Source organism: Sphingomonas sp. BL-S-28 (genome assembly GCF_055521515.1).
Genome location: NZ_CM145483.1, coordinates 1,352,883 through 1,372,371, shown reverse-complemented (window position 1 = coordinate 1,372,371; position 19,489 = coordinate 1,352,883). Strand labels below are relative to the sequence as shown.

Below are 19,489 nucleotides of genomic sequence, written 5' to 3'. Positions count from 1 at the left end.
ATCGCGCTACTCAGCCATCGCTCTACTCAGCCATCGTTCTACTCGGTGGCCGCCGCCTGCGCGGCTTGCGGGGGCAGGTTCATCTTCAACGGCACGGTTACGCTGAACATGGCGACGGTGCCTTCCTGACGGCGCTTGGCGTCGAATTCCTGCAGCACGCGCAGGCGGAACGTCGTCGGGCTGCGGCCCAGCACGGTGTTGTAGGCCACGGTTCCGCCCAGTGCCGCCACCTCGCCCTCGAACGGCCCCAGCTTGGCGCCGGAACCGGTATCGGCGCTGATCTGCTTGAACCAGTAGCCCTGGATCCCGGCCGAGAACTTGGGCGAGAAAGTCTTCTCCACCGCGCCTTCCAGGTGGAACTCGTTGCCGCTGTTATAGTCGGTGTAGGTGTTGGTGCCGTTGAACGTCACCCCCGCCTTGGCGGAAAGGTCCCAGCCCGATTGGGTATCGTGCCAGCTCGCCGCCAGCGAGGCGTCGCCCGCCCAGCGGTGGAAGGAGATGTTTGCCAGCTGATCCTCGCGGTAATGGCCGACGGGAATGTTGACGAAGCTGCTGGCGGTCAGGTGAAACTTGTCCCAGGCCCAGCCCAGCGACGCGGTGGCGAGCGGATCGCCCACCGTCAGCGTGCTATCGCGGACCGAGCGGGTGATGCTGTTGCCCAGCGGCCCGGTTACCGTCAGATCGGCTTTGACCATGGGGGCCGCCACCGGCATCGTGCCGCCCAGCGCCACGGTGCCGCCCAGGAAATTGGTCGAAGGCACCCATAGCAGCGTGACGAACTGCGCGACGATCACCGAATCGAGCCCGGCCGCGACCTTACCGCCCACCACCAGGCTCTTGTCGGCATCGACGCCGCCATCGTAGTAATAATAGGTACTGTCGATGTAGACGCCTTCGACCGGCGGCTGCACCGCCGCCGCGGGCCCGCCCGAACCCAGCAGGTAGATGCTGGCGCCGCCCTCGGTCGCCAGCGCCGGCGTGGCGGCGGCGAACAGGCCGGCGGCCCCGGCGATAGAGATGAGATACGCAGTCTTGCGGCGATACTGAGAATTCAAGACGGCCATGGCCCGCTCCTGCCCTGTTTCCCCCCGATTGTGCAGGACCGGCAGCGCCGTCTGAATCGGGGTTTACCCCCGGTTTCGGCTACGCGCTTACCGGGGTGGCGGAGCGGAACCCTTTATGGTTCGACGATATTGTTGCGCACCGCGTAGAGCACGAGTTCGGCGGTGGTGCGGATCTTCAGCTTGTGCATGGCGGCGGCGCGGTGCGTTTCCACCGTTTTCACGCTGATTTCCAGGATATGCGCGATCTGCTTGTTCAGCTTGCCCTCGGCAATCAGCTGCACGATCTCCCGCTCGCGCGCGGTGAGGGTGATGGCCTTGTCCGGGCCGTGATCGCTTTCGATGAAGTGTTCCAGCAGCGTTTCGGAGATCGCGCCGGAGAAATAGGGTTTGCGCTTGGCCAGCGCCTTGACCGCGGTGACCAGATGCGTGCCGCTGTCGGATTTCAGCACATAGCCCCGCGCGCCGGCGCGCAGCACGTCGATCAGGATGCTTTCGCGGTCGTGCATCGTATAGATCAGGATCTCGGTACGCGGCAGCGCGTGCTTGATCGAGCGGGTGAGTTCCAGCCCGTTCATCAGCGGCAGCGAATAGTCGAGAATGGCGATGTCCGGCTTGGTTTCCATCGCAAGGTTCAGCGCTTCCCGCCCGTCGCCGGCTTCCGCAATGATCTGGAAGACGGGATCGGATTCGAGCAGGGTCCTTACGCCCTGACGCATCGCCTGATGATCGTCGGCGATGAGTATCCTGCTTGTGGGCTGATGCATGAGAACCCCCTTTCCCCTGTTTCGTGTTCAGGCGGTCCGTTCTCAAGGTCATGAGCGCGGACCCTCATCATCGTCGCACTACCGAGACGTTCAATCAGGGTTTTCCCTAGGATCGGGGAGCATATGTGTGAACCGTCCATGAAGGCCAGAAAGAAAGGCTATCCCTTTGTAATAATGCATATTAGTGACAACGATTGTCATGCGTAAAGGGCGTGAAGGCTACGATCCGGAAAAACAGGATAGGCCAAATGCGAAATGGGCCAAATGCGAAATGGGCAGGTGCCGAAGCACCCGCCCATCCTGCTGCCCACCGCCTCGCCTGCGGCAAGGGGGCTCAGTCAACCGCCATTGCGGCAGCGGCCAGCTTTTCGAGGTCGAGGTACTGTTCCTTTTCGACGGACACGCCCACACCGCGGATGGTTCCGTTCTTGAACTCGCCGGGCGAGGCATATTCCTCGCTGACGGCATCGCCGCTGTCGCGCCCGATGCAGAGACCGTCGCCGGAAAGCGTGAACTTGCCCAGCTGGGTCTTCATGTCGCCGGAATCGACGGCCTGCTCGTTGACGTAGAGCGTGGTCTTGCCGAGCGACTCTCCGTACTCACCGGCCTTTTCACGGATGAACTCCATGCCCAGCGAATAGGTGCCGGGGGCCAGCTTGTCCGAAGAGAACTTCTGTTCCGGCTTGATGCCGAGGAAGTTGTAGACGTAATGCAGCTTGCCGTCCTTGATGAACAGCGAGTGCCCGCCGAAGCGTGAGCCATGGGCGAAGATCACGCCTTCGGTGCTGTCGGTAATCTCGACATCGGCGATGATCTTGTACGAACGCCCGCGCACGTTGACGGCCACGCCTTCCGGAACCGGCGAAGTACCCGGATAGTAGATGTAGCGTTCGCGCGGCGCTTCGGTGGAGGGGCGTTCGGTGCCCAGCACTTCGGCGGCGCTGCGATCGTCGAGCGGGAGGACGTTGTTGGCGTCCGCTTCCTCGAACCACGCCTTGATCAGCGCTTCCAGCTTTTCGGGATGCTCCTTGGCAAGGTCGATCGATTCCGAGCGATCCTCATCGACATGGTAGAGTTCCCAGTCATCCTGGTCGAAATGGCCCTTGCTGGTGAGCGGCGCGTGGATGGCGGCGGCCTTCCAGCCGTCTTCCCAGATGCCGCGGGTGCCGAGCATGGCGTAGTACTGGCGCTTCTTCTGCGTCTTGCCGTCCGCTTCGAAGCTGTACTTCATCGACACGCCGGACAGCGGATGCTGCTTCACGCCGCGATAGGTATCGGGCATTTCGAGGCCGATGCATTCGAGCAGGGTGGGCACCAGATCCACTGCGTGGTGGTACTGGTTGCGCACTTCGCCCTTGGCCTTGATGCCCTTGGGCCAGTGGATGACCATCGGGCAAGCGGTGCCGCCGGCATATTCCGAATAGCGCTTGAACATCTTGTACGGCGCGGAGAACGCCGCCGCCCAGCCGGTGGGATAGTGGTTGTAGGTTTCCGGCCCGCCCAGCACGTCGAGATACTTGAGGTTTTCCTCGATCGAGTCGGGATAGTTGTTGAAGAACTTGTTTTCGTTGACCGAACCGTTCGGGCCGCCTTCGCCCGATGCGCCATTGTCCGCGCAGTAGAGGATGATGGTGTTGTCCAGCTGGCCGCTCTGTTCCAGATAGTCGATCAGCCGGCCGACCTGCACGTCGGTATATTCGGACATGCCGGCATAGACTTCGGCCATGCGCGAAAAGAGCCTCTTCTCCTCGGCGCTCAGTTCCTCCCACGGGCGGACATAGTCGGCCGGGTTGGCCTGATCCTCGCGAACCGGGTTGAAGTCTTCCAGCTTGGTGCCGGCGGGCAGCAGGCCCTTCTCGATCATCCGCGGCACGATCCACTTGCGATAGGCGTCGTAGCCGTCGTCGAACTTGCCCTTGTACTTGTCCGCATATTCCTTCGGCGCGTGGTGCGGGGCGTGGTTGGCGCCGGGGCAGAGCCAGGTGAACCAGGGCTTCGACGGGTTGCTGGCCTTCTGGTCGCGGATCATCTGCATGGCCTGATCGACGAGGTCCTTGGACAGGTGATAGCCGTCCTCGGGAAGATAGGGCTGGTCGATGAACTTGTTGTCCTCGGCCAGGTCGGGATACCAGTTGTTGGTCTCTCCGCCGAGGAAGCCGTAGTATCGGTCGAAGCCCTTCTGCAGCGGCCATTCGCTCTTCGGCCCGCCGGAACAGATATCCTGTTCGGGCACGTTGTGGTCCTTGCCCAGCCAGAACGTGCTGTAGCCGTTGTCCTGCAGCATCTGGCCGATGGTCATGCAGTTTTCGGGCACGCGGCCGCTCCAGCCCGGAAAGCCGTTCGATGCCTCGGTAATGCAGGACATGCCGTTCAGGTGATGGTTGCGGCCGGTCAGGAAACAGGAGCGCGTGGGCGAGCACAACGCGGTGGTGTGCCACTGGGTGTAGATCAGCCCGTTGTCGGCCAGCTTCTGCAGCGTGGGCATCTGGATGCCGCCGCCATAGGGCTGCCATGCCGCCTGGCCGGTATCGTCATAGAGGACGATCAGCACGTTCGGGGCGCCTTCGGGGGCCTTGGGCGGCAGGAACGGCTCCCAGTCCGCTTTCGAATCGCGAATATCGAGCTTGATGACGCCTTTGAATTCCTTCTGGGCCACTGCCAGTCTCCTTCGGTGTCGATAATCGTCGGCTGCGGCGGCCGCAGCGCGCAAATGCCGCCGGGAAATGTGTGACGCGCCGTGTTCAAGGACATCCGGCGGCTCGGCGACGCGCCACGGCTCTAGGAAGTAACCGGATCGCCGGGCGAGGCCATCGGGACTTCTCCCGAGGAAGCTGCCGAGATTCCCCGATGTGCAGTCGGACCGTCCCGCGAATGGAACGCGCAGCCGCCCACCCGCTCCGTCATCGGGAAAACCCCCAGGCGAACACAAGGAAATTGCCCATGGCCAAGGCCGAGGAGGGCAGGCGAGTCTCGCAGGATCTCGGCCGAAGCGCCGATGAGCGCAGGAGGACAAGATGAGGGGACTTCACACCTGTCGGAGACTGCTGCCGGCGGCAGCCCTGCTGGCTCTGACAGTATCGGTCGCTCCGCTGCGGGCGCAGGAGGCGGAACCGGCGGCGAATCCCTCCGCCGAACCCACTTTGAGCGATTCCGGCGGGGCCGGGGAGGGCGGCGCGTCCGAAGGGCAGGCGCTGGCGGACAAGCTGGCCAATCCGGTTTCCAGCCTGATCTCGGTGCCGTTCCAGTCGAACTATGACTGCTGCTACGGCCCGCGAGACGGGGATCGCTACACCCTGAACATCCAGCCGGTAATCCCCTTCGGCCTGTCGAAGGACTGGAACGTGATCGCCCGCACCATCGTGCCGATCATCAGCCAGGGCGAGACGCAGCCGGGCGAGGGCGGCGCCACCGGTTTCGGCGATGTGCTGCAAAGCTTCTTCTTCTCGCCCAAGACAGCAAAGAACGGGATCGTCTGGGGCGTGGGCCCGGCGATACTGTGGCCCACCGGCGCCTCCGAATTCAGTGCGCAGAAGTTCGGCGCCGGGCCGACGGCGGTGCTGCTGCGCCAGAAGAAGGGCATCACCGTGGGCATTCTGGCGAACCACATCTGGTCGTTCGCGGGCAAGTCTTCCTATCCCGATGTCAGCCAGACCTTCCTGCAGCCCTTCATCACCAAGACGCTGCCCGATTCCACCAGCTTCGCGCTCAATACCGAGACCAGCTACGACTGGAAGGCGAAGCAGTGGACGGTGCCGATCAACCTTTCGGTCAGCCACGTGGTGAAGTTCGGCAAGCAGCCGGTCAGCCTGGGCGTGGGCGGGCGCTATTATGCGGAAAGGCCCCAGTTCGGCCCCGAATGGGGCTTTCGCTTCGTGATGACGCTGCTGTTCCCCGAATGATCGGGGCAACGAAAGCGGCGGATAGAGGATCAATCCCGCCCGATCTCGGAAGTATTCCGGATGGGTCCGGCAATCGGAACAGTCGATACATGCAAGGACACCGGGGGGCCGTCCGCGCCCGCCCGGTAGAACCCACGCGCCGGCACCGGCCCGCTGCTTCAGGAGAGTGACTCTATGGGACGTTCCGCCTCATTCGGACTGGCAGCATTGGGCCTGGCGCTATGCGCCCCTGCGCTCATTCCCGCCGTCCATGCCCAATCCGCCACGCCGCCCGCGACGGCGGACGCCTCCAATCCCATCGATCCGGCGGCGATGCAGGCGATGGACAAGATGAGCGCGGCACTGCTGACGCTGAACGCCTTCCGGATCGATGCCGACGTCACGACCGAGCAGGTGTTGACGACCGGGCAGAAGATCCAGTTCGGCGGCACCGTGCAGATCCTGGCCCAGCGGCCGACCGCCTTCAAGATCGTGGCCGATTCCGACCTGCAACGGCGCGAGATGTTCTATGACGGGAAGACCTTCACGATCTTCGCGCCGCGGCTGGGCTATTACGCCAGCTTCCCCGCGCCGTCCTCGATCGGGCTGACGATCGACAAGGCGCGCAACGATTTCGGTATCGAGCTGCCGCTGGCCGACCTTTTCACCTGGGGGACCGACCAGACCTTCCGGTCGCGCGTGAAGGAGGCCATGGTGATTCGGCCCGAGACCATCGGCGACCGGAAATGCATGCACTATGCCTTCCGGCAGGAGAAAGTGGACTGGCAATTGTGGGTGGAGGACGGCGCGATGCCGCTGCCCTGCAAGATCGTGATCACCAGCAAGGAAGATCCGACGATGCCGCAATATACCGCAGTGCTGCGCTGGACCACGCAGCCGCCGCCGAGCGCGGCCGATCTGGCGTTCAATCCGCCGGCGGACGCCCATCGTATCACTATGGCGGACATCAAGACCGCCGCCGGTAAGGGAGATGCACAATGAGCGCGATCGTCAGTGCGCCTGTGGCGCTGGTAGCCGGGCTGGTGCTGGGATTGGATGGGCTATCCTTGCCCATGACCGTGGCGGCGCCGTTCTCCGATGCAACTCTCAGCGGATCGGGCGGCGAAGTGGCCTATGGCGCGCCACCCCATCGCGGCGGCGGCGGTGCGCGACCCGCAGGGCGACCGGCTGGCGGCGGCGGTGCCCGCGCCGGTGGTGCCCATGCCGGCGGGGCCCATCCAGGCGGGGCAGGCGGCCGGCCCGCTGTGCGCGGCGGGGCGCAGACCAACATCAACCACAACGCGAACGCCAACCGGAACGTCAATCGCAATGTGAACCGCGACGTGAACCGCAACGTCAACGTGGACGTCCACAACGACTATCACGGCCATGGCGGCTGGGACGACGATTGGGACGATCACTGGCATCCGGTGGCCACGGCGGCCGCCGTCACCGCGACGGCAGTCGTGGTGGGCTCCATCGTCCGGAGCATTCCGCCCAGCTGCTCCACCGTGGTGGTCAATGGCGTCAGCTATTCGCAGTGCGGCAGCACCTGGTACCAGCCGCAATATGCCGGATCCTCGGTCCAGTATGTGGTCGTCAACCCGCCGCGTTGACATGGTCTGACCGGGCTGGCGCCGGGCTCCGGGCAAACGCCCGGCGTCCGGCGCTGCCGCGCAATGTGACGGGGTACTTCCGGTGCAATAACGGGGAAGACGCGCGATGACTCTTGCCATGATTTTGAAGCTGCTGCTGGTGCTCAGCGTCGTGCTGATGGTGCTGGGGCTGGCGCTGCGCGCGAAGGCGGCGGATGCGCTCTATTTCGTCACGCACTGGCAACTGGGCCTGCGGGCCTTCGTGTCGATATTCGTGGTGGTGCCGTTGATCGCCATCGCCATGGCAAAACTGTTCGATCTCAATCCGGTGGTGAAGGCGGCGATGGTGGCGATCGCGCTCTCTCCGCTGCCGCCGATCCTGCCGGGCAAGATGATGCGCGCCGGCGGCCGGGCCTGCTATGTGACCGGCTTGCTGGTGAGCACGACGCTGCTGTCGATCGTGGTCACGCCGCTGGGGCTGATTCTGGCGGGCGACATCTTCGGGCTGGACGTCGGGATTTCCACCAAGCAGGTCGTCACCACCCTGGGCATGACGATCCTGTTGCCGCTGCTGGCCGGGTTCGGCGCCGCCGCCTTCCTGGGATCTTCCGTAGAGGCCGCCAGCCGGGTGATCAGCAAGCTCGGAACTGTGCTGCTGGTCGCCGTCGCGCTGGTGCTGCTGGTCAGGCTGGCGCCGGCGATGTTCGATGTGATCGGGCAGGGCACGCTGGTGGCGCTGCTGGCGATGAGCATCGCGGGGTTGGCCTCCGGTTATCTGCTGGCCGGCAGCGATCGGGGGGACAAGGTGACGCTGGCGCTGGCATCCGCCACCCGGCACCCCGGCGTCGCGCTGGCCATTCTGCTGCAGAATTTCCCGGATGCCCAGTTGGCGCCGGCCGCGATCGTGCTGTCGCTGCTGATCTCGCTGGTGATCTCGGTGCCGTTCATGCGGATGATGAAGGACAAGCCTTCCGCAAGCGTCTGACTTATTAGAGCATTTTCTAATCAGGTGGAATCACCTGATGACTCGGAAACCGCTCTAGGGAAATGCCCTGCCGGGCATTTCCCAACTTAGCCGTCAGAACGAAGCCTGCACCAGGATCGCCGGGCCGTGCAGCTTGTAGCGGACGCGGCCGTCCCAGCGGTCCTTGTCCACGCCCAGCCGATAGTCGACGTAGCGGTAGATCACGCCCAGCGCGATGTTCTTCACGATCGAATAGTTCACGCCGGCCTGGGCATTGAGCAGCCGGCCGTCGTACTGGTCGATCTTCAGCGAAAGATAGTCGGCGCGGGCATTCAACTGGACCCGCGGGGCGATCTTGTAGGTGCCGAACAGGCCAAGCGTTGGCAACGGTGCCAGCACGTCCCTGCGCTTGGATGAAATCTGGATGCCTTGATTGCCGCCCTGCGCCGCTATGCCCATGTCGAACTTGGTGGCGTGAAGGCCGATCGCCGCGCCCAGTTCCAGGTTCGGCTTCTGAACGATCGCGTATCCTACCGTGAGGCGATAGATGTCGCTGTCGAACGTGCTGCGGACCGCCGCGTTCAGCGGGTAGGTTTCGCCGTCGAAATTGATTTCCCGTCCCAGGTTGACGTTGCCGGTGCGGTTCAGCTTGAAATAGTCAGCACCTACGATCACCCGGCCGAAACGCGCGCCGGCCGAGACGGAGGGCAGGATCTTGTCGTTGTCCAGCCCCAGATCCTTTTCGAAGTCGATGTCCGTTGCCACTTCGGTCTGCGTCTTGGTGGCGACGCGCACGTTGGTGTCGATCTTCGGGAAATAGGCGGCGGCGTTGATCCAGTACTTGTTGTCCAGCGTCTGGGCATGGGCCGTGCCGCCCACGATCGTCGCGGCGGTCAGGATCAGCGGCAGGGCCCGCGCGGCAACCGGCAGGCGCCGACGTTCCGCCAGGCCTTCCTGCCCGGGACGGAAAATCGAATTCACGCGTGAAGCTCTCGATTCCATGGGTCACCTCCTGTTTGATACGGTCTGTCCGATGCGGCGGCAGGCCGCGTTGCAATATGCGAGTGGCGAACGCCGCAGCCCCTGCACGGAACGAACCGCCACATCGCTTGTCAGCCAGCCCATGGACGGGCGCGCGCCCACAATCTTAAGGAACACGGCTTTTGCGGTCTCCGAACCGGGATCCGCCGTTTCACCGCATTGTTCCAGAGCCAGATTGCGCACCGGGAAGTCTACCTAAGTCATGGGATTACCGAAGGATAAGCCGGTGGGGCTTACCCGCGTATCAGGGCATTCCCATGGATTCCATCGGGGAAACCCCTACTCCGCTTCCCGATGGCGAAACTGCGGGATGACCCGGAGGCGACGCGGGCCGCGCTCACTCGGTCCCGGCAACGCCTTGCGGTGTGCGCCAGCGGTCGTAGTTCGCGCGGGGTTCGCCGTGGAGCGACTGGCTGAGCAGTTGCATCGGGAACTGGGATTCGCGGATGCCGCCGCCGGTCGGGCGATCGATGTCCATGATCAGCATCAGTGACAGGACGACCAGCAGGTTCATCACGCAGGCGAGATAGAAGCTGGCGCGGTTGCGGATGATGTAGCCGATGATCACCGCCGCCACCATCACGTAGAGGATCAGCACCCAGAACACCTCATCCGGCACATGCGCCGAGCGCCCGGTCTTGCGCGAGGTATCCATGTCGATCACCGAATTGATGGACGACAGGAACGTGCTCGACATGTCGAGGTGCTTGATGCTGTCGAACCCGGCGAGCGAGGCGGCCCAGATGTCGTTGATCAGGGCATCGTTCTTCGCCAGTTCCGTTTTCATTTCGGAAGGAGAGGGGGTTGCAGCCAGCTTGATGCGGTTGTCGGTGTAGTCGATCAGCAGCAGGCTCAGCCGCTCACGGTTGGGCGCGGGCAGCACCTGGGTCTGCAGATAGGCGGTGCCGATGGCGTTGGCCTCTTCCAGCACCAGCCCGCGCCGCGTCTCGAACCGGTCCACCGCCAGCGCGAAAGTGAAGCCCAGCAGCAGCGCCAGCAGGCCCAGGATCGCCGGCACGATGGCGCCATTCACATCGTCGTCGCTGGACGTGTCGGCATTGTTGGCGGCCTTCTGCTTTTCCACCCGGCGCCCCAGATGCGCGCCCAGCCAGGTCAGCCCGATCACGACCAGCAGCAGGACGATGCCCAGCGGCAGAATGGGAAGTCCGAACAGCGGTTTGGGCAGGTCCATCATCGGCGTGTTTCCTTGAGGTTGGCCTTGGCGGGCAGTCCGCGGCGGAATGCATGTTCCGCGCGCCTTGGAAGAATGGATATCGGGGCTAGCCCCGAGTGCGCGGCGGGAATGTCCGCTCGTCCGGCATCGCCGTGCCTTACCTAGACCAGCCGCGTCGCGATGGCCCAGAACAGCATGACACCGGCGAGGGACATCAGCAGGGCAATATAAAGCACCGATCGGCCAAGCCGGAATTTCCCGGCCCGGGCAACATCGCGCAAAGTGGCCCAGTAACTGACCGTGCCCAGAACCATCGCTGCGGTTCCGGTTCCGGCCAGGAACATGCCGACATGCTGCGGGCTGTTCGTTGCCGCGATCTGGTTGTTGTCCGCCAGGCCCTGCAGAAACTTGTAGATCGTGAAACCGAAACTCAGCATCGAGAGCGAGGTGCGGATCCACGCCATCAAGGTCCGGTCGGCAGCCAGCACGGTGCGTATGGCGCCAAGATCGGCGGGCAATTCGGGGGTGTGGGCGGAGCTATTGTCGCTTGCGGTCATCGGGGAACTCCCTGGCGCGGCACGGGTCGGATTTTCTGGGATCAGACCGGAGGAGCAGACGGCGAACTGGCCTGCACGGCAGCCTCCTTGGCAGCCAGCGCTGCCTCCCTCTCGCGCTCCTCGCGCTCACGAAGCCCGTCGAGATCCTTATCCAGAAAATAGTTGAGAAAGGTACGCAGCACGGCGATGGTCGCCAGCTTGCCGATATCGTCCCAAGTCGGCGCGATCGTGGTTTCCACGATGTCCGCAGCCAGCTGGAAAGACAGGCCCGCCACCAGCCAACGCGCCAGCGAGAGCCACACCGGGCGCAACTGATCCTCACTGGCGTGAAACAGCAGCAGGCGAGTGAGGCCTATGGCGCCTTGGAACGACCCCATCGCGATGGCCAGTATGGCCAGCAGGTTCACGGCCAGCGCAACGTACTCGGCAAATTCGTGCAGAATTTCTTCCATGTTCCGGGTCCTTCCCGCGCCGATCCTCAAGGTAGAGGTCTGGTTGTTGGGGCGCGTTTTGCCCATCGGGTGAATCCCCGAGGTTGGCACACGATGCTTCCTGATGCGCTTGCGGAGGAGGGCGGAACGAGCTGCCGTCCGGGTCGTTTCACGCCCACGACGTGTCAGCACGGGAGTGAGATGCCATGCGCAAGACTTTCACGAAATTCGCCAATTTCGTCGCCGGAGCGGCGGGCAAGGCGCAGACGTTCATCATCGCGCTGGCCGTGGTGGTGGTCTGGGCGGTTTCCGGTCCGGTCTTCAAATGGTCGGACACGTGGCAGCTGGTCATCAATACCGGGACGACGATCGTCACTTTCCTGATGGTGTTCCTGATCCAGAACAGCCAGAACCGCGATGCCGCCGCGTTTCAGGCCAAGCTGGACGAACTGCTGCGCGCGGTGGAGAACGCGCGGGACAGCTTCATCGGCATCGAGCACCGCAGCGCCGAGGAGATCGACCGCCTGCGCGCCGCGCTGGAAAAGGAAACCGGGCAAGACGAAGATGGTCACTCCGCCGCGCACGCAAGTGTCGGCCGGTTGCTCGATCGATATTGAGCGACGCGGCGCATGTCTGCGCAACATGATTGCTACAGACCGGCAATTATCGCTGGGATGGAGGTGAATAGCAGTCGAAATTCTTGCCCTATCCGGGTAACGTCGCAGCGTGGGTAGCAACGGTACAGGTCGATCGGCTGTCGTGGCCGTTGTGGTCGGCATTCTCTATTTCGGTCTGGCGGGCGCCGCTCTGGAACTGACCCAGGGTGCGGACGGATTGGCGACGATCTGGCCTTGCAGCGGCGTCGCGGTGGCCGGGCTGCTGCTGGCGCGGCCGGGGGCGGAGCGGATCGGCGTGGTGCTGGCGATCGCGCTGGCCAGCTTCGTGGCCAATATGCTGTGGGGCGGAGACCTGCGGATCGCGCTGGCCTTCACGTGCGCCAATGTGGTGGAGGCGCTGGTCGCCTACCGCCTGATGGCCGGCATCGGGCAGCCGGGCCGGAGCGGGGGCCAGCGGGGCGAAAACCTCTTCACCATCACCGCCATCGCCCGGTTCTGCCTGGCGGTGGTGGTGGCGGCCACGGTCAGCGCGACGATCGCCTGCCTGCTTTCGGGCCGCGGTTTCGCGCTGATGTTCCTGTCCTGGCTGTTCACGGTGGCGCTGGGAATCATGATCGTGGTGCCGCTGATCATGAACTTCATGCAGGCCAGCGCCCGGCGCGAGCACAAGGGGATGAGCCTGCGCGAACTGATGCGCACGGTCATCGTGCTGGCACTGATCGCGGGAATCGCGGCGGCAGTCTTCTCGCAGACGACTTATCCGCTGCTGTTCCTGCCGCTGCTAGGCGTGCTGGTGGCCACCTATTTCCTCGGCCCCACCGGGGCGACGTGCAGCACGCTGATCATCGCGGTGATCGGATCCTACGCGGCCTGGCGCAACAGCGGCGCCATCACTTCTGGGCCGGCCGATCCCACCGGCACCGTACTGTTCTTTCAGTTCTACCTTTTCGTCATGCTGGCATCGTCCTTGCCGCTGGCGGCGCTGATCGCCACGCGCGACCGCAGCTTTGCAGAAGTGGAGCGCGGCAAGCGCTGGCTGGAAATGTCCGAAAGCATTTCCAAGGTCGGCCACTGGCGGCTGGAACTGCCGTCGATGCGGCTGTTCTGGTCCAGCGAGATCTTCCGCATCCACGGCCTTGTCCCGGGTGACGCGCCGCAAGTGGAAACCGCCATCGAGTTCTATCATCCCGATGACCGCGTGGTGGTGCGCAATTCGCTGAACGACTGCCTGGAGCGCAAGGAGCCAATGAGTTTCGAGGCGCGGATCGTCCGCGCGGATGGCGAATGCCGCTACATCTACAGCTGCAGCGAGGTGGAATGGCTGGATGACGGCACCCCCGTCGCGATCTTCGGCATCTTTCAGGATGTGACCGCGCGCGTGCTGGCGGCGATGGAACTGAGCAGCGCCCGCGCCAATGCCGAAGCCCGCGCGAACGAGGCGATTGCCCTGGCGGAAACCGATCCGCTGACCGGCATCGCCAATCGCCGCAAGGTCTTCTCGGTGCTGGAAGCGGAAGTGGAACGGGCAGAGGCGCAGGGCACGGATCTGGCGCTGGCGGTGCTGGACATCGACCGGTTCAAGCAGGTGAACGACCGGTTCGGCCATGCCGCCGGCGATCAGGTGATCCGCCGGATCGGGCAGATTTGCGCGATGATGATCCGCAATACCGATTTCGTAGGGCGGATCGGCGGGGAAGAGTTCGTGATCGTGCTGTCGGGCGTGGGCCCCGACATGGCCCTCGCCATGGCGGAGCGCCTGCGCCGGGCGATCGAGAACGAGGATTGGACGCCGCTGGAGATCGACCGCATCACCGCCAGCATCGGCCTTGCCAGCCACAGGCCGGGGCTGGACCGGGACCAGCTTCTCGCCCGCGCAGACGGGGCGCTCTATCGCGCCAAGCAGGATGGGAGAAACCGGCTGCGCCAGGCCGCGTGAAGCGGGCCTAAAAGACCGTTTGAAAATTCGCGAAAAGCGAATTTTGCGGCACCGGCCCGCTCCCCCACCCTACCACCCGCAGGATACTACCGATGGGTGGTAGGCCCCCTCAGCGAAAAGGTCCCCCGGACCTTTTCGTGTTCTTCGGAACGGGAGAGGGCCGGTGCCGCCTCAAAAATGCCCCTGCGGGCATTTTTCAACGGACTCTAAGCGCAACGGGCCAGATTTCAGGCCAGATGCTTCGCCGCGCAGATCACGACCGTGGCGGCCAGCGATCCCAGCAGCGCCCAGCGCCATAGCCGGGCCACGCGCTGTCCGGACAGGTGGCGGGCCATGGCCGACGCCGCGATCGCGGCGACCGTCAGTGCCAGCCAGATCGTCGCCATCGGCCCGGTTTCCGCGACATGCGGCGCCAGCAGGGCCAGCACCGCCGTCAGCGTCAGCACCACCGGCTGGCCCCAGCAGACGCCGGCCCAGATCCGTTCCCACTGCGGCGCCGGGCGGCCCCGGTCGCGGCGGCGGGCGAGCCAGATCGTCACCCCGCTCGACGTCACGACGCAAAGCGCAAGGCCCAGCAGGCCATAGGCGATGCGCACGGGGAGGCCGCCGTACCAGCCGAAGTGCAACTGGCCGATGCCGGTCAGCATCCGGGTGCCGACCACCATGTCCTGCGGGTGCTCCTCATGGATCGGCTTGCCCTGCGCGTCGAACTGCAGTTCGTCCTGCTGCACCAGCAGTTTTGGACGGCCGGCGTGGATCGAAATGCGCATGTCGGCGCGGCCGGGGCGTTCCACCACCAGGCTTTGCGGCTCCGCACCGGGCGAGCGGGCGCGCGCCTGCGCGATCAGCGCGGCCATGTCGGGCATCGGCACCGCGCGGGCGTCGACCGGCGGCGGCGGATCGAGGAACAGGGCATAGACCTTGTCCATGTCTCCCCGGTAGAGCAGCAGCGACAGCACCGCGACGATCAGCGTGCTCAACCCCAGCAAGGCGCCGGTCAGTGCCAGCGTGAAGTGGAAGGGCAGGGCCCAGACGCCCAGCCGGTTGTGCAGGTCCGCCTCCTGAAGTCGGCGCGAGCCGCCCAGCCGCAAGTGAAAGGCATCGCGAACCACGCGCGGATGGGCAAGCACGCCCGAAACCAGCGAGGATAGCAGCGCCACCCCGGTCAGCCCGACGATGAAGGCGCCCCAGCTGCGCGGCAGGTGCAGGCGGACGTGCAGGTCGATCAGAAATTCGGTCCAGACCGCTTCCAGCGGGGCCAGCCCGCCGTCTTCGGCAATCGCCCAAGTCCGTTCGAAATCGGGCTTGTAGGCAATCAGCGTGGCGCCTTCCTTGGCGGCGCCGGGCATCGTCAGGTAGAGCGAGGCATCGGCCGGAACCTGCCGCGCGCCTTCGGCGATGGCGCGCGCGGCGGCGGCATCGGAAAGGTGCCGGGCGACAGGCGTGGCGGGAACCTCAAGCCGTTGCAGATCGGGTGCGAAAACGACGATCGTGCCGGTCAGGCAGACAAGGTAGATCACCGCCGCGAAGGCCAGCCCCAGCACGGAATGGCTGCTGAGCACCGCGCGCACGGTTTCCGGCGGGATCGGCCAGCGCCACTGTTTCTTGCGCGTATTGGCGGATGCCGTCTCGTTCATGCTGCGCCTCCCAGGACCGCGCCGCCCAGAAAGGCGAGGCCGAAGCCGACCACGCTGGTGCCCACCAGAACGGCGGTGGCGCGCAGCAGGCGGCGGTCGGCCAGTGTCCATGTCATCGCCAGCCCCCAGAGCACTGGCATCAGCAAGCCGCCAACGACGATGCGCGTGCGCGGATCGCCGGGCATGTAGACCGTCACGCAAAACGCGACCGCCATGGCGGCGGTCATCCCCAGCGGGCCTGCCAGCAGCGTGCGCAACACGCCGCGCCAGACGCGGCCGGGCTCATCCAGTGGTTCCGGCGCGGCATCGACTTCGCGCTGACGGCCCCCGTTGCGGCGCACGCGGCCCTGCCAGATCACGGCGAGCGCGCCGATCCCTTCCATCACCAGCGCGAGGGCAAGGCCCTTTACCGGCCCGATCAGCCAGGCGGAGAGCACTGCCATGCCCACCAGCACGGCCCAGCCGCCCGCCAGATAGCCGGGCGCCGCGCCTGCGCGCTGCTGCCATGACCGGCGCAGCAGGAAGGCGCCCAGCGCGCCGCCGCCCAGCAGCAGCGCGCCGGCCAGCCAATTGGCCAGAGGGCTCGCCAAAGGGCTCGCCATCAGGCTCACCAATGCACTCCGGCGCCGATGCCGAAGGTCTGCGGATCGCCCAGGATCGCCTGGTGGATCGCGGCATATTCGTACTGCTTGTACTTCTCGTTGAAGAGGTTGCGCGCGAAGACGAAGACGGACCAGGTGCCGCTGTCATAGCCGACCTGCCCGTTGACTACGGTGCGGGCCGAAACCTTGTACTGCGCCTGATCCTGCCCGACGCCGGTGAAGACGGAGCTGCGGTAATTGGCGTTGAGGTTGCCGGTGAAGCCGCTGCCGAAATCGGCATTCACGCCGCCCGCCAGCGTCCAGCGCGGGGCATAGGGGAACTGCGTGCCGGTCAGGTCCACGGTGCTGGTGGCGCCGCTGGGCAGGTCGAAATCGTCGAACTTGGTGCGCACATGGCCGACCGAGGCATAGAGGCTGACGCCCCGGGTAACGGCGGCATTGGCCTCCAGCTCGAAGCCATAAAGGTGCGATCCGGCGGCGTTCACCGTGTTGTAGTCATAAGCATTCAGCCCGAAATAGGCAGTGACCTGCTGGTCGCGCCACTTCATGTAGAAGACGTTGGCATTGATCACCAGCTTGCCGTCCAGCCACTTGGACCGCAGCGATCCTTCGTAGTTCCAGCTGAATTCCGGATCGTAAGGCACCAGCTCGGCGCGCGCCGGGTTCTGGCTGGACCCGCCGGAGCGATAGGCGCGCTGCACGGTGAAGGCGGTGGTCAGGTCCGGCGTCCAGTCCATGCTCACGCCCATCTTCGGCAGGAAGGCATTGAAAGTGCGGCTGTTGGTGGCGAGCGGGGAGGAGGCATCGCCCACCAGCCCGAGCACGCCCTGATTGATCACGTTGATGATGCCGGCATAGGCCGCGCCCATGAAGTTCGGGTTCGGCAATGTGCCGTTGAAGGTCGCCACGGTCTCTGCCGAGTATCGGTTGCGCTCGTGATCGAAGCGGAAGCCACCGATCAGGGTCAGCCGGTCGGTCACTTTCAGGCGGGCATCGCCGAACAGCGCCATGGTCTCCACCTTTTCGGGCTGCTCTGCGGTGTAGAGCACCGGGATCACCGGCAATTGGGTGGCATAGGCACTGCTGATCGCCTGCGCCTGCGCGGCCGAGGCGCCATTGGCCTGCAGTAGCGCGGCGATGGTCGAAGTCGGCGTGGCGATGTTGACGCGGCTGTTCTGGTTGATCGCCCCGGTGCGGCGGTAATACCACGCGCCGAGCAACCCGCTCAGCTTGGGCCCATCGTAATTGAGGCGCAGTTCCTGCGTCAGCGTCTTGTAGAGATAGCGGTTGTCGATCGCCTGGATATCCTGCGGCGTACCGTCGGTATCGACTTCCGAATGGACCTTGGAGCGGTTCCACGAGGTGACGCTGGACAGCTTCAGATTGTCCGCCACCGGGTAGCTGAGGTTGAACACGGCAATGTCGCTGTCGATCTTGCCGCGGCTGGGCTGGTCGCCGGTGGAAATGCGGTGATCGTAGTAATCGGGCACGTCGGTGCGCGAATATTCGTAGAGATAGCCGCCATCGCGCCGCACGCGGTTGTAGCTGGCCACCGCCTCCAAGCCGGGAAGCGCGGAGGGCGTCCACATGACCTTGCCGCGCAAGTTCAGCGACTTCAGCGCATCGTCATAGCCGCCGCGCGTGACGTTCTTGATGATGCCCCGGTCGTTCCGGCGCTCTGCCGAGAGGCGCACGCCCAGTTCGTCCTCGATGATCGGGCCGCCGACGGCCGCAGAGAACGTGCGGTCGTCATGCTCGGTCCAGAGCAAGCGGGCATCGCCGGTCCAGCGGGTGAGCGAGGGATCCTTGGTGGTGATGACGATGCCGCCCGCCAGCGCGTTCAGGCCCTGGATCGTGGACTGGGGACCGCGCAGCACTTCCACCTGCTGCACGTCCCACATGTCGGTGGGCCCGCCGTAGAGCGCCCATTTCGGGATCGGCGCGCCGTCGACATAGACGCTGGCCGCATCGGCCTGCCCGCCTGCGCCCACGCCGGTGTTGCTTACGCCACGAATGGTGAAGCCCGATGCACCGTACGTCTCCGAAAGGTTCGCGGTGCGGTTGTAGACGTCCTGGATCGAGATCAGCGTCTCCCGCCGGATCCGGTCGGACGTGGTGACGGCAATGCTGGTCGGCGTTTCCTGCAGGGTGCGGGTGGCCTTCTCGCCGGTGACGATGATGTCACCGGGGGCCGGCGTTTGCTCGGCGGACGGTGCCGCGTCCTGCGCCATGGCCGGAACGGAAAATGCGGAAACGGTAAGCGCGGCCGTGGTAACACCGGACAGCCAAACGGAAAAACGGATCATGGAGCCCCCTGGAATTTCAGGGCGTTCCTATGTCCAAGGCTATAATGCGAGTCAATCGCATTATCATTTTGTCAAATAAGTTCTGCGCCGGCAGTTCACGAAACCGGTGCCGGATTATCCTCTCGCACGCCCAGTTCGGCCAGCAATTGGCCGCGCAGCGTGTCGAAGGCCGTGCCGCCGGCGGTGCGTGGGCGGTCCAGCGTGATCCGGCGGTCAAAGGCGATGCGGCCATTGCGCAGCACCAGCACCCGGTCGGCCAGCAAGATCGCTTCCTCCACATCGTGCGTCACCAGCAGCGTCGCGGGGGAGTGCGTCTGGCACAGCGCGCCGATCAGCCGCTGCATCCGCAGCCGGGTCAGCGCGTCGAGCGCGGCGAAAGGTTCGTCCAGCAGCAGCAGGCGCGGTTTGCGCACCAGCGCGCGGGCCAGTGCCGCGCGTTGCGCTTCGCCGCCGGAGAGCGTGGCGGGCCATGCGTCGGCGCGATGGTCCAGCCCCACTTCGGCCAGCGCCGCCGCCGCCACATGCCGCGCGGCGGCGCGACCGGACAGGCCGGCGACGACATTCTTCCAGACTTTTCGCGTCTGGATCAGGCGCGGCTCCTGAAACACCACGGTGCGCGCCTCCGGCACCCAGGCCTCGCCCTCGTCCGGCGCGTCCAGTCCGGCAAGGATGCGCAGCAGCGTCGTCTTGCCGCTGCCCGATGCGCCGAGCAGGGCGACGAATTCGCCGGGCCGGATCGACAGGTCCACCCCGTCCAACACCGGGCGACCGTGGAACACGCGGGTGACGCCTTGCACGGCGACGGCCTGCGGCCGGTTTTCGAACGGATCGGCGTCACCGATGCGGAGTGTTTCTTCGGCCATGGTCGGCGCGAAGATCGGATGAACCGAGGCGGAGGGGCGGGTAGGGATATATGGCGAGGA

17 protein-coding genes are annotated in these 19,489 nt (G+C 65.0%); 6 read left to right on the top strand and 11 right to left on the bottom strand.

Annotated elements, in window-relative coordinates:
* Window positions 1-38: 38 nt before the first annotated feature.
* From ACZ1JC_RS05795 to ACZ1JC_RS05785, 3 genes are all read right to left on the bottom strand, one after another.
* Entirely contained in the window at window positions 39-1,064 is a 1,026-nt protein-coding gene (locus ACZ1JC_RS05795; protein WP_465138880.1) for a SphA family protein, read from the bottom strand.
* A 113-nt stretch (window positions 1,065-1,177) separates the two neighbouring features.
* On the bottom strand, window positions 1,178-1,828 hold the full coding sequence (locus tag ACZ1JC_RS05790) for a response regulator (protein ID WP_465138881.1): 651 nt from the start codon (window positions 1,826-1,828) through the stop codon (window positions 1,178-1,180).
* Window positions 1,829-2,162: 334 nt separating this feature from the next.
* Window positions 2,163-4,484, bottom strand: coding sequence for an arylsulfatase (locus tag ACZ1JC_RS05785; protein ID WP_465138882.1), 2,322 nt, complete (start codon window positions 4,482-4,484; stop codon window positions 2,163-2,165).
* 358 nt (window positions 4,485-4,842) lie between these two features.
* Here ACZ1JC_RS05785 and ACZ1JC_RS05780 point away from each other — a divergent pair, with 358 nt between their 5' ends.
* The 4 genes from ACZ1JC_RS05780 to ACZ1JC_RS05765 all read left to right on the top strand — a co-directional run bounded on the left by ACZ1JC_RS05780 (window position 4,843) and on the right by ACZ1JC_RS05765 (window position 8,286).
* Complete coding sequence (locus ACZ1JC_RS05780; RefSeq protein WP_465138883.1) at window positions 4,843-5,727, top strand: hypothetical protein; 885 nt, start codon at window positions 4,843-4,845, stop codon at window positions 5,725-5,727.
* A gap of 174 nt (window positions 5,728-5,901) precedes the next feature.
* Window positions 5,902-6,708, top strand: a complete 807-nt coding sequence (locus tag ACZ1JC_RS05775; RefSeq protein ID WP_465138884.1) for a DUF2092 domain-containing protein — start codon at window positions 5,902-5,904, stop codon at window positions 6,706-6,708.
* Window positions 6,705-7,322 carry a hypothetical protein gene (locus ACZ1JC_RS05770; protein WP_465138885.1) on the top strand — a complete coding sequence of 206 codons (618 nt, stop codon included), beginning with the start codon at window positions 6,705-6,707 and terminating at the stop codon, window positions 7,320-7,322. Before ACZ1JC_RS05775 ends, ACZ1JC_RS05770 begins: the two co-directional genes overlap by 4 nt.
* A 106-nt stretch (window positions 7,323-7,428) precedes the next feature.
* The gene (locus ACZ1JC_RS05765; RefSeq protein ID WP_465138886.1) at window positions 7,429-8,286 is read left to right on the top strand and encodes a hypothetical protein; all 858 of its coding nucleotides are present in this window, start codon (window positions 7,429-7,431) and stop codon (window positions 8,284-8,286) included.
* A 93-nt stretch (window positions 8,287-8,379) separates the two neighbouring features.
* Here the strand turns inward: ACZ1JC_RS05765 and ACZ1JC_RS05760 are convergent, their stop codons facing one another.
* The 4 genes from ACZ1JC_RS05760 to ACZ1JC_RS05745 form a co-directional block, all read right to left on the bottom strand.
* The gene (locus tag ACZ1JC_RS05760) at window positions 8,380-9,246 is read right to left on the bottom strand and encodes a YfaZ family protein (protein WP_465138887.1); all 867 of its coding nucleotides are present in this window, start codon (window positions 9,244-9,246) and stop codon (window positions 8,380-8,382) included.
* Between the two features lie 397 nt (window positions 9,247-9,643).
* Window positions 9,644-10,501 (bottom strand): bestrophin-like domain, encoded by an 858-nt coding sequence (locus ACZ1JC_RS05755; RefSeq protein WP_465138888.1) that lies wholly within the window; start codon window positions 10,499-10,501, stop codon window positions 9,644-9,646.
* A gap of 140 nt (window positions 10,502-10,641) precedes the next feature.
* Window positions 10,642-11,037, bottom strand: coding sequence for a YidH family protein (locus ACZ1JC_RS05750; protein WP_465138889.1), 396 nt, complete (start codon window positions 11,035-11,037; stop codon window positions 10,642-10,644).
* A 41-nt stretch (window positions 11,038-11,078) separates the two neighbouring features.
* Window positions 11,079-11,489, bottom strand: coding sequence for a DUF1622 domain-containing protein (locus tag ACZ1JC_RS05745; protein WP_465138890.1), 411 nt, complete (start codon window positions 11,487-11,489; stop codon window positions 11,079-11,081).
* Window positions 11,490-11,674: 185 nt separating this feature from the next.
* Between ACZ1JC_RS05745 and ACZ1JC_RS05740 the strand changes: the two genes are divergently transcribed.
* Together ACZ1JC_RS05740 and ACZ1JC_RS05735 are read left to right on the top strand one after the other, a co-directional pair.
* A complete protein-coding gene (locus ACZ1JC_RS05740) occupies window positions 11,675-12,085 on the top strand; it encodes a low affinity iron permease family protein (protein WP_465138891.1) in 411 nt (136 codons plus the stop codon).
* A 142-nt stretch (window positions 12,086-12,227) separates the two neighbouring features.
* Window positions 12,228-14,021 carry a sensor domain-containing diguanylate cyclase gene (locus tag ACZ1JC_RS05735; protein WP_465138892.1) on the top strand — a complete coding sequence of 598 codons (1,794 nt, stop codon included), beginning with the start codon at window positions 12,228-12,230 and terminating at the stop codon, window positions 14,019-14,021.
* A 227-nt stretch (window positions 14,022-14,248) separates the two neighbouring features.
* Here the strand turns inward: ACZ1JC_RS05735 and ACZ1JC_RS05730 are convergent, their stop codons facing one another.
* From ACZ1JC_RS05730 to ACZ1JC_RS05715, 4 genes are all read right to left on the bottom strand, one after another.
* A complete protein-coding gene (locus ACZ1JC_RS05730) occupies window positions 14,249-15,658 on the bottom strand; it encodes a PepSY-associated TM helix domain-containing protein (RefSeq protein WP_465138893.1) in 1,410 nt (469 codons plus the stop codon).
* Window positions 15,655-16,260 carry a hypothetical protein gene (locus tag ACZ1JC_RS05725; RefSeq protein ID WP_465140285.1) on the bottom strand — a complete coding sequence of 202 codons (606 nt, stop codon included), beginning with the start codon at window positions 16,258-16,260 and terminating at the stop codon, window positions 15,655-15,657. The genes ACZ1JC_RS05730 and ACZ1JC_RS05725 overlap by 4 nt, the downstream gene beginning before the upstream one ends.
* A gap of 5 nt (window positions 16,261-16,265) precedes the next feature.
* Window positions 16,266-18,566 (bottom strand): TonB-dependent receptor, encoded by a 2,301-nt coding sequence (locus ACZ1JC_RS05720; protein ID WP_465138894.1) that lies wholly within the window; start codon window positions 18,564-18,566, stop codon window positions 16,266-16,268.
* A 95-nt stretch (window positions 18,567-18,661) separates the two neighbouring features.
* A complete protein-coding gene (locus tag ACZ1JC_RS05715; RefSeq protein WP_465140286.1) occupies window positions 18,662-19,429 on the bottom strand; it encodes an ABC transporter ATP-binding protein in 768 nt (255 codons plus the stop codon).
* Between the last annotated feature and the right edge of the window lie 60 nt (window positions 19,430-19,489).